7 protein-coding genes and 2 pseudogenes are annotated in these 10,557 nt (G+C 64.8%); 6 read left to right on the plus strand and 3 right to left on the minus strand.

What is annotated here, in order from left to right; translation table 11 throughout:
- Both JNW89_RS16970 and JNW89_RS16975 read left to right on the plus strand, forming a co-directional pair.
- A pseudogene (locus JNW89_RS16970) lies at window positions 1–194 on the plus strand (transcriptional regulator); the annotation flags it as partial.
- Window positions 191–769, plus strand: a complete 579-nt coding sequence (locus JNW89_RS16975) for an HD family hydrolase (RefSeq protein ID WP_238449666.1) — start codon at window positions 191–193, stop codon at window positions 767–769. The pseudogene JNW89_RS16970 and the gene JNW89_RS16975, both read left to right, overlap by 4 nt.
- A 254-nt stretch (window positions 770–1,023) precedes the next feature.
- Here JNW89_RS16975 and JNW89_RS16980 read toward each other — a convergent pair whose 3' ends face one another.
- Window positions 1,024–1,452: a PPOX class F420-dependent oxidoreductase gene (locus tag JNW89_RS16980; protein ID WP_238449667.1), complete on the minus strand. Its 429-nt coding sequence runs from the start codon at window positions 1,450–1,452 to the stop codon at window positions 1,024–1,026.
- A gap of 231 nt (window positions 1,453–1,683) precedes the next feature.
- Here JNW89_RS16980 and JNW89_RS16985 point away from each other — a divergent pair, with 231 nt between their 5' ends.
- Both JNW89_RS16985 and JNW89_RS16990 read left to right on the plus strand, forming a co-directional pair.
- A complete protein-coding gene (locus JNW89_RS16985) occupies window positions 1,684–2,589 on the plus strand; it encodes a hypothetical protein (protein WP_238449668.1) in 906 nt (301 codons plus the stop codon).
- Window positions 2,590–2,840: 251 nt separating this feature from the next.
- The gene (locus JNW89_RS16990) at window positions 2,841–3,893 is read left to right on the plus strand and encodes an IS110 family transposase (protein WP_238449669.1); all 1,053 of its coding nucleotides are present in this window, start codon (window positions 2,841–2,843) and stop codon (window positions 3,891–3,893) included.
- A 107-nt stretch (window positions 3,894–4,000) separates the two neighbouring features.
- Here the strand turns inward: JNW89_RS16990 and JNW89_RS16995 are convergent, their stop codons facing one another.
- The gene (locus tag JNW89_RS16995; RefSeq protein WP_238447924.1) at window positions 4,001–4,507 is read right to left on the minus strand and encodes a hypothetical protein; all 507 of its coding nucleotides are present in this window, start codon (window positions 4,505–4,507) and stop codon (window positions 4,001–4,003) included.
- Between the two features lie 766 nt (window positions 4,508–5,273).
- Between JNW89_RS16995 and JNW89_RS17000 the strand changes: the two genes are divergently transcribed.
- Window positions 5,274–7,325 carry a hypothetical protein gene (locus JNW89_RS17000; protein WP_238447923.1) on the plus strand — a complete coding sequence of 684 codons (2,052 nt, stop codon included), beginning with the start codon at window positions 5,274–5,276 and terminating at the stop codon, window positions 7,323–7,325.
- Window positions 7,326–8,059: 734 nt separating this feature from the next.
- Window positions 8,060–9,379 (plus strand): DUF4209 domain-containing protein, encoded by a 1,320-nt coding sequence (locus tag JNW89_RS17005; RefSeq protein ID WP_238447922.1) that lies wholly within the window; start codon window positions 8,060–8,062, stop codon window positions 9,377–9,379.
- 12 nt (window positions 9,380–9,391) lie between these two features.
- Here the strand turns inward: JNW89_RS17005 and JNW89_RS17010 are convergent.
- Window positions 9,392–10,557: pseudogene (locus JNW89_RS17010) on the minus strand (CDP-glycerol glycerophosphotransferase family protein); the annotation flags it as partial.

Here is a 10,557-nt window from a genome sequence, read left to right on the forward strand (position 1 = left end):
ACAACATCTGGGCCTTGCTGGCCGCACGGCGCGGCCTCGCTCTCGACAACCCAGCCGCGAGTCGGGCACTCCTCGCCCGCACTGTCCGGCTCCTCGACAGCGACCGGATCTCCCCACAGTCCCGGCAGGAACTAACCTCTATCGTCTACAGCCTGCGGGCGGACGGACTCACCGGCACAGGGACGGGCAGATGAGCGACGACCAGGACTGCGCCGGAGCAATGACCTTCATCTTCGAAGCCGGCGTACTCAAACGCGCCGCCCGCACCGGCTGGTGGTTCGCCGGCGTCAAGCACCCTGAGTCCATCGCTGAGCATTCGTTTCGGACCGCGCTCATCGGAATGATGCTCGCCGCCATGGAGGGCGCCGACCCGGCTCGGGTGTCGATGCTGTGCGTCCTGCACGACACCCAGGAAACCCGGATCACCGACATCCCGCACATCGCCAAGCGCTACCTCACCGCCAAGCCCAACACCGCCGTGACCGCCGACCAGGTTGCCACCTGCCCACCGGCCGTCGCCGACGTCATCACTGCCGCCGTCGCCGAGTACGAAGCGGGGGAGACGCCCGAAGCCGTCGTCGCTCGCGACGCTGACAAGCTGGAATGCCTCGTCCAGGCCGTCGAGTACCGCCATCAGGGCATCGACAACGTGCAGCGCTGGATTGACAGCTCACGGGCGGCGCTCCAGACCGCGAGTGCGCACCGCCTCGCCGACGCCGCCCTCAGCGGCCAACCCCTCGCCTGGCTCACTCCTCCGCCGTTGGAGTGAACCGCCAGCACTTGGCGTTGAGCTCGCCGAGCACTCGCCGCTGCAATCGGTTCGATACCCCGCTTGTAAATGCAAAGCGCCTCGCCCTGCGCCTGTGAGCTCTTCGGTGTGAACACCGGTGCGGTGCAGCGTCTGCTGCGGTCGGTTGTCATCCCGTGCCGCTCAGCTCGGCTGCCACGCCGCCGGTTGTCGTGACATGTCGGTCGCAGGCGGCACGTTCGATGCTTCCTCGCTGTTTCCGCGCGGGCGGTCGCTCAGTCGGAGATGGCGGTGTGCCCGATGACCTTCTCCACGGTCAGGCGCACCAGCAGCTCGCCCGGCACGGCGTTGCGCGCCCCGTATGCCTCGGCCAGGTCCGGCCCCATGTAGCGCTCGGCGATCCGGGTCGCCCACCGCCGCATCTCGGGCAGGTCCTCCGTGATCGTTGGGCGCCCACGCAGCGTCACGAACGCGTACGGCGGTTTCTCGTCGTCGACGCACAGCACGGCCCTGCCGTCGCGGGCGAGGTTGCGGCCCTTCACGGAGGTCTTGCCGGTGTTGAACAGCACGTCGTCGCCGTCGAGTACGAACCACACTGGGACGACGTGCGGCGAGCCGTCGGCCCGTGTCGTCGCGAGCTTGCCGGTGGGGGTGCCGTACGAGACGAACTGCTGCCACTGCCCGTCGATCATCGGCTTTGCCATGCGGCCATTATGGTGCCGTCCGGCGTCGCAACCATCGCAGACTGCTGCTGCCTGACGCCTCGCCTACAAGGCGCGCTCGTCAAGAGTCGTAGCGTCCGCTGGCGTCCACTAGGCTCGGGTCGGATACGACGCCCGTTCGCACTCATCCGGCTTCGGCCGCCATCGTTGATGTCAACGAGTGATGTCAGCCGCTGTTGTCGGCTCCCTGCCCGCTGCTGGTAGAACCGCTGGATGGATCAACTGACCGACCCGCTTGCCGGGCTCGACGAGGTCCCGTGGGGGTCGCTGCACCACGCGTATGGGCCGGCCGTCGACGTACCGGACCAGTTGCGGGCGTTGCGCTCGGCGGAGGTGCCGGTCCGGCGCCGTGCCTTGTCCGAGCTGTTCGGCAACGTCTACCACCAGGGCACGCGGTGGGGGGCAAGCTGTCACGTGGTGCCGTTCCTGGTGGCGCTCGTTGACGACCCGGACACCCCGGACCGGGCAACGGTGGCCGACCTGCTCCGTTCGGTGGTGCTCGGTGACCGGCGCGACGACGACCTGCCGTTCGACCCGCGGCGGACCTTCGCCGCTGCCGAGGGGATCACCGACGACCAGGCGGCCCTGGTGCAGCGGCATCTGGAGGCCGAAGACCTGTTCGAGCACGAAGAGGTCGCGGAGCTGGCTGACAACGTGGCGGTCCGCTGGGAGGCCGACGCCTTCCATGCTGGAGCCCGGCACACCGACCGGTACGTCCGCTGGCTCACCGATCCGGACCCGCAGTTGGCCGCGTACGCCGCGGAACTACTCGTCTGGTTCGCACCTGACGAGGCCGCGTTGGCCGGGCTCATCGCGGTCCCTGGTGACGAGGCCCGCGCCGCCACCCGGGCGAGCGCCAACCTGACCCTCGCCCACTGTCCGGTCGGCTGGGAGCGGATCGACGCCCGCCTCCGCGAGCTGCTGTCCGCGAATACAGCGGTCGTCCGGGTCACGGCGGCGGTGGGACTGGCGTACCGGCTCGGCGACCAGCTACCCCACCTGGCCCTCGACGTCCTCATCGACGCCCGCAGCTCCGACGTCGATGCCGAAGTACCCGGCTGGGACCGGTCGGTGCGCGGGTTCGTGGCCCTCGCGTTGCACCGGCTCGGTCTCGGCTGACTGTGAGCATGGCGGGGTCGGTTCAGTGGTGGTGAGCTGATAGCTGGCAGTGGCGGGCGTGACTCTTGCTCTGACTGGCTTCGTGCCTTCGGCCGGACTTGTCCGCCTGCTGCTGCCGGCACCGGCCCGGCGGGAGACGTTTGGCCTGATCAGGAGCTTGGCCGCCAGTTAGCGGCTGGCGTGTCTCATCACAGTCCTGCCATCTCCGCACCGGACCGGACCCTTGCGTCCCCACGGTGAGGACAGAACGCATGTCCATGCTGGCAGAACTGGTCGAGGTCGTCGTCGGCGTCGACACCCACAAAGACACCCACACCGCCGCGGTCCTCGACACCCGCACTGGCGGGGTGCTGGCCCGAGCCACGGTGAGCACCGACCCGGACGGCTATGCCGAGCTGGTGGCTTTGGCCGAGCAACACTCGGGGCTGCGGGCCTGGGCGCTGGAAGGCTCCGGTGGCTACGGCGCCGGCCTGGCCCGCCACTTGGCCGATGCCGGTGAACTGGTCGTCGAGCTGGACCGACCGCTGCGTCCGGCCCGCCGCGCCGGGGCGAAGTCCGACCCGATCGACGCCGAACGAGCTGCCCGCGATGCCTTGGCCCGCACCCGACTGGCGCAGCCCAAGACCGGCGCGCAACGGGCGGCGTTGCAGGCACGGCTGACCGCCCGCCGCGCAGCCGTGGAAGCCAGCTCCGACGCCCAGCGGCAGCTGCACGCGTTGGTGATCACCGCCCCCGAGGTGGTGCGGGCCCGGTTCCGCGGCCAGAGCACTCGAGTCATGCTCACCACCGCCACGCGGCTGCGCCCCAACGCCGATGTCGAGGTGTTCACCAGCTTGACCGTGTTGCGGCAGTTGGGCCGCCGCGTCCGCTTCCTGGAAGCCGAAGCCGCCGAGCACGAGACAGCGATCCGCGCGATCGTGCGCTCCTGGCGCCCCGACCTGCTCGCGCTGACCGGGGTCGGCCCGATCGTCGCCGCCATCGTGCTTACCGCCTGGTCCCACCCCGGCCGCTGCCGCGACGACGCCGCGTTCGCCATGTTCGCCGGCACCGCACCCATCCCCGCCTCGTCCGGCAAGACCGTCCGCTACCGGCTCAACCGCTGCGGCGACCGGCAACTCAACCGCGCCCTGCACACCGTCGCCCTCTGCCGCCTGCAACGCGACCCCCGCACCCGCGCCTACGCCGACCGCCGCCGCACGCAAGGCAAAACCGACCGCGAAATCAAACGCTGCCTCAAGCGCTACATCGCCCGAGAGCTCTACCGACGCCTCGAAACCCCACCCCAACCACTTGACGCGGCATAGGAGCGTCTTGCCGCTGCGACCACGGTTTAGGAAGGCGACTGAGGCAGGCTGGCGAGTGCGCCCTTGACCTGGACGTCCAGGTCAATCACGGGCCGGACGAGTCAAGATCATTGCACGTACTCTGCACCATCGCCGCGACGCGGGAGCTGGGGCCTCCGGCGAAGCCTTTCGTTTTTTTGAGCCTGATGGATGGCCCAAGCCGCGCTTCGCGACGTTGGCGTCCCCTCTTCGGTTTTCAAGGCCGCCCAGATCTCGTCTACAAGGAGGCTCGCGGCATCTCCGGCTCGACCTATCTCGATCACGTGCTGTCCTACCCGCAGCTGCGGGCGCCGCTCGTCAGAATCGGTCCAGCCGAAGCGCACAGCGAAGGTGTCTGCCAGCTCACCGGGGGTTAGTGACGGTTCATCCCGGAGCTGGGCACGTTGTAGCTGCCCGATTCCAATGCTGTACTCGTCGAAGTGCTCGACCACGTTCCGCGCGTCGGTGATCCCTGGTAGGGCCAAATCGAAGTCAACCAGCGCTTCCGCAAGCTGCTCCTTCGCCTGTGGGACACGCATATGAGAGTGAGCCATACGGGCAGCACGACGAACGTTTCGGAGTGCGACGATCAGCATGAACGCCTCGGGGGGGTGCCCCGGGCCGCCAGCTGCCGTGACCAGGCGGGCTGCCTGAGCGCTTACAGCCATTGCCCACAACCAGGCATGCACGAGGGCTGAGTTCTTACCACTCGGGCGCGGGCTCAGGTCTTCATCCACAGGCGCTAGGTTGACACGCCCGTGGCAGCGCGTCACTCCGGTTTTAGTTCGGCCTAGAGGTCGTGTTGTCCGTTGTCCACAGCTGACCGATGCAGGCTCTCGGCTGCCTGGGCTGCTGCCGACTGGTGGGCTGCTACACGTCGGCAAGCCGCGGAGCGGCGCGGCAGCGATCGCCCCAGCCTCGACGTCGGTCACCCCGCCCGCGATCGTCACGGCCTCAGTGTCCCCGTACATACGGACCTGCCGCCCGGTGCGCCGGCTGATGCCGGCCGGAGGCCGCCAGCAGGCCGAGTGCGCCGGGCGAGCGCCGCGCTTGCGCGGCGCCTTGATCCTGATGAGAACGTTTCGGCAACGTCGGTGAGTATGAGGTCGGGAGTTGTCCCGCTTAAACCTTTGCGCACCCATTTGCGCAGCTGAGAACATACTTGGTGATCACGAGAGAAGTGATTTTGAAGCACGAGCCGCGCGTCAGTAAGTCTCTGTAGTGCGTCCTGGTAGCCTGTCGTTCATGCCTAGGTCCCCCCGCCGTGCGCCGCAGAACCGCTCGACAACTGCCCAGTCCTGGCACGCTCGCTATCCTGTCCTTGGGGCCATTCCGGGCGATCGATCTTATTTGCTGGAAAATTTGGCACGGCTTCTCAAAATTGTGAACGACGGTGTACACAAAGACGAGGCATTCGCGTGGCCGGACTCGGAAAGTCCGGTCTCTATTGGCACCGCAATTATGCCCATCTCGAGGTCGGGCTTGTTCCGCCGTGAAGGCTCAATGGTGCAACTCTCGGACCTGGGCAAAGATTGGCTCATCGAGCAGGATCCAAGTCATCTCATCGAGATATTCCACGAACACACCAGATTCATTGGTGAAATCCTCAACGAGCTCAGGGCTGGCCCCGTCTCACAGAGGAACTTGCTCGTTCTAGCCTCTGATAAATACGGTTTTGGCTGGACGACGCCTGGGCCAGTTCACTCAAGGATAAAGTGGATGGTGGCAGCCGGAGTAGTGAGTACCTATAGCCACTCAGTACATCTCTCCGAGGGCGGGCGAGAGCTCCTTTCAAAACTGCAGGTCTACGAGCCGGACGCGAGCATATCGTCACCTACCGACTTCCGGCCGGCGCCAGCGGCTATTGACGCACTCATGAAGCGGTTGAGCAAGACCCCGGATGCCCGACACAGGGCGGGTGGCCTGCATGTGCCTAGACTGAGCGGTCCTGCCGGCATCGAGAATATTAGGGCGATCGTAGAAACTTGCGCGAACCCGACAGACAATCGCGCCCTAATGAACAAGGCGATTGAAGTCTTCGGCTTCGGAGACCCTGGTGCTAGTTCCGTGGTAGGTTCCCTGAAGATCATGGGACTAATCCAGCGGGCATCTGCCGACGAATGGGTCGCAACACCGGCGGGCGCGGCGTGGGTAACGACGGGCTACGACATTGACCTTGCCCGTATCATGCATTCGAATGTCTGGTACTTCAGCGAAATCATACATGAGCTTGAAGTCGCCGGAAGGTTGACATTCGCAGGTCTGATATTGCGGTCTGGCAGGTATTCCTTCAACGGAAGATACGAGCCAATCAAGCGCGGCGCAATGACCAGTAGAATGGCGTTGCTAGAGGCCACGGGCTTGATTGTCAATGTAGGGAATAAGAACTTCAAAGCGACAGCCTTGGGCAGAGCGTTTCGCCGATCGATGCCTGGGATTGATCCAGTCGATCCCGTTTCGGTATCAGTCCAAGAAGTTACTTCCGATTCCCCGAAAGTAAATACAGCCGACGAAGATGCCAGTACGTTGCCCGCCGACATTTCACCGCGAATCGCTGACAATGTGAGTTCGTCGACCACCGAAGGGATGGTAGGAAAGATTGCCGAAGATCTTCTTCAGGCCGCCAAGCGAAGTGATAAGTCAGTCGACCTAGAAATTGCAGCAGTCAAGGCTCTCGATTTCCTTGGGCTTCCCGCAACTCACATCGGCGGAAATGGCGAGCCTGACGGTATTGTTCGAACCCGACCAGGACGCCTGGGATCCGTCTATACAATCGAGACCAAGAGCGCAGCCAATGGGCTGGTTCCGGAGGAGCAAGCCAAGCCTGCGACGTTGGCAGACCACCGCGAGCAGCATGACGCCGCAGCTACCGTCTACATTGGTCCGGGATTTGAACGGCGGCTTCTCGACGTGCTTGACGGTGATGCGCGCGTCGCGGTCGTTTCCACCACACTAATTGCTGAAGCCGTTATGCGGCAGGCCGACACACCCCTGACGGCCGAGCAGCTCGAACCCTTGATCGACCCCTCACTTCGCGAGGCCGACCGGAGGGATCAACTCAAGGAGAGATGGAAGACAAAGGAGGAATGGGCCCTCGCCATGCGAGGATTGGTTGAGGTCCTCTCCCGTGAGGCTGAGTCTCCACTTTCCGACGACGAATTTTCGCCTTCAGGGGTCGGGTGGTTGGATATTACCTCCATGCGGCGCTCTTTGCGCGACGTCCTCAACCGCGAGATTCCGCGGGAAACTGTCATGGAAGTCCTCGACTTTCTGACCTCTCCCCAGGTGTCTGTCGCGGAAATGATCGACGGTCGGTACAGATTGAGGGTTGCTTCTGAGGCAGTAGCTCGCCACTTCGATTATCTTGGACGACGCTGGCAGGTAGGCGAGCGCCTTTACCGGCTCAAGGCTTAGCAGAGGCTGTCCGAAGTCGCTCCACGGCAACGAAGATCGCTCAGGACTGGACGGAAGGATAGGGAAAGGCCTGGTCAAATCGCTGGCCACGTCGTAGACGGTGTCCCGGGCTCTTGGTGCTAGCTGTCTCGTCGTCGTTCGGCACCTCGCTCATAGGGTCAGCCGACGAGCCAGAGGAAACCGAGGTCCGTGAATCCAGCTAGTTGTCGAGATCCAGCCCTCGCCTGCACACCGCATGCACCGCCGCAACCGCCTTCTTGTCGATTTCGGCTTTTGCGAACGATTCACCGTAGCAAGCAATCTCGGAGCTAAGGATGACGGAAGAACTAGCGTCAGTTTCCTCGACAATCGACTCTGTCACCGGTCGTCGAGTGCACGACGTAGAGTGGCAGCTACGGAGTAAGTTGCCTAGTCCAGGGCCATATCTTGACGACGGGCCGTCGCCAACTGATATCAATCTCGAACTGGCTGCATCCTGGGCCTTCAGCTACAAAGTTCGCATCGACGAAAGCTCCGGCCGTCCCAGGATTGTATTCGTCCCATACTTTGAGGGTCCGGATGGGGAAACGTATCCCCCTCACGTGAAATCAGTGCCGTCAGATGTCGTAGATATGTGGGAAGCCCTGGCAGCACATGTATCAAGCCCGTACGCGAAGGCGCGCCTTGAGCACCTCCTTTTTGAGGCGAGGCGAGGCGATGGCCGGAAGAGAGCTGAGGCCGCCGCACTAGCCTATATGCGTGCCGCCGAGGAGTGGGAGGTCGCACGGGACAGGATCGAGAGCTTGTCCAACGCGGCACGGCTGGCGAAAGCTGTTGGCAATAGAGAACTGACTAGAACCGCGCTACTGGCAATAGAGAATCAGGCTCGCGAAGGAATTGAGGCTGATCCGCCGACATTTGGTGTGACGATCCACGGCCTACGAGTGCTGTCCGAAGAACCAACGCACGAAGGTCGCGCAGACGAACTTCTAACCCGCGCCTTTGAAGCATTTGACGATGTTTGGCAGCGAGACCAAATCCTCAAAATCCAAATCTCTAGGGCGGACGCTAGGGGTCGCGCCTCGCTTGTTCGACAGAGGGTTGATTTGTGGATCGGCGCAGCCCAGGGTGTTGATTCCCTCGTTCGGGCTGGGCACTTGAAAAAGGCGCTTCAAATTGCCGAGAGGGCGGGTGATCCCGATTTGGTGGGGAGGGCCGCTGCGGCATTGCAGGGCCTCCGATCAGAATCATTGGGCATGATTTCGATCACCGCATCGACTGCGATGAGCGAGGCTGAGATGCGCGAAATCATGGCGCCCATAGCGGACGCTCCCTCCTGGCGGGATGGCCTAGTGGCGTTTTCCCGCTTCGGGCCTCTGACCGGCCGGATCGAGGAGACGCGCAAGGCTGTGGCTGAGGAGCGGAAGAACTTCGTCCTCGCCCATCTAATGCCCACTGAGATTTTTGGGGCCGACAACCTCCCGCGGTTCTTCGGTGGTTCCGAGGAGCAGAGCGAAGAAATAGCACTGGCGCGCCACGAGACCTTCGCTCTTCAGGCCTGGTCCCCGCTGATTGCTCGCGCCCTTCACGGCATCGCCGAAAAGCACGGGATTCCGAGCGAAGAAGACCTCGCTTCGTTCTTCGCTGAGATTCCTATGGTGGAGCCAGATTTCGGAAGGGCATTGGCTCGCACCTTCGTTCGGTACTGGTTGGGCGACTACGAAGGGGCAGCATACGTAGCCGCTGCACGTCTTGAGGCTGTTACCCGCCATCTCGTCATTGCTCTGGACGCTGGCATCTACCGCCTACAACGACAGTCGAAGCCCGGTCAATACCCAGGGCTGGGCGCACTGCTCCAGGTGCTGAAGCAAAAAGGCCTCGACGAGTCGTGGTATCGGTTCATCCTGACGCTTTGCGCAAACCCGGCTGGCGGATGGAACATCCGTAATGACTTGATGCATGGCTTCATCAACAATCTCGGCGCACCCGCTGCAGCCTTCTTACTACAGGCTGTCTTGTTCCTCGCCACGTTGCAGCCTGGGCCAACGGCTGAGGGAGAAGAGGAAGCGGCGTAACCCCGGCTACGTTCAGGCGGTGGGGGAGAGGGGTGACCCCTCCTGCGCCACCGCGTCGGCGGCCCGCGGCGCCGGCGGGTTCCAGCCCGGCTCCAGCTCGCGCCGGGCGGCGTCGAGGAAGCCGTCGGCGTACGAGTCGGCGGGGAAGTCGCCGAGGTAGCGGCGGCGGGTCTCCCACCGGGCCGGGGCCAGCGGATCGGTGTCCAGCAGCCCGGTCAGCACGTCGTCCACGTTGGACATGTCCCGCCGCAGCACGTAACCCGAGCCGGCGAGGGGGAACCGCGCCACGAAGTCGTCGCCGTCCACCCCCATGTCGGTCACCGCGTACGGCTTGCCGGAGTAGAGGAAGTCGGAGATCACCCCGGAGACGTCGGAGACCAGCGCGTCCGCCCGGTTGACGCAGTCGACCAGGGACAGCTCCCGGCTCGCCGCGGCGCCCCAGAGGTGCTGCCGGCCGGTGCGGGCCCGGTCGGCCGCCAGCAGCTCGGTCAGCCGGGCCAGCTGCCGGGCCGAGGCCGGGTTCTGCGAGGTGTACGGGTGGGCCCGCAGGATCACCGTCGCCCCCCGGTCCAGCAGCCGGCGCAGCAGCGTCTCGGCCACCGGCAGCGAGCAGTAGTTGGCGTCGGCGTGGTGCCCCGTCCAGGTCGGGGTGTAGAGCACGGTCGGGTGCGCCAGGCCCGTGACCGGCTCGGTGCGTACCTCGATCGCCTCGACCTGCGGGCGGCCGACCACGACGAACTTCTCCGCCGGGATCTCCACCCCGGCGCGGGCGTACCGCTCGACGGCGGCCGGACCGGCCACGAAGATCCGGTCGAAGATCGCCGACACCGGGTTGGCGCTCGGCGCCTTGTCGCTGTCGCCGTGGTGCAGCTGCACGTGGGTGAGCTGGGAGAACCGGATGCAGTGGCTGTTCTTCGCGCCGTGGTTGACGTAGAACGCCACCCGCAGGCTCGGCACCAGCGCCTCGTCCATCGCCTTGAGCGTCGGGCAGTAGACGACGGGGGCGCTCGTCGCGGCGGCGACGGTCGGCAGGAACTCCGGCTCCCGCAGTAGGACCACAAACGGCCGGCGAGCCGCTCCAGGTACGGCAGCCACATGGTGACCTGGTACTCGGAGCCGGGGGGAGCGGAGAAGTAGAGCAGGAACTCCGGCTGGTGCGCGCGCAGCGCCCGGGCGAC

This window comes from Micromonospora sp. 4G55 (assembly GCF_016803375.1).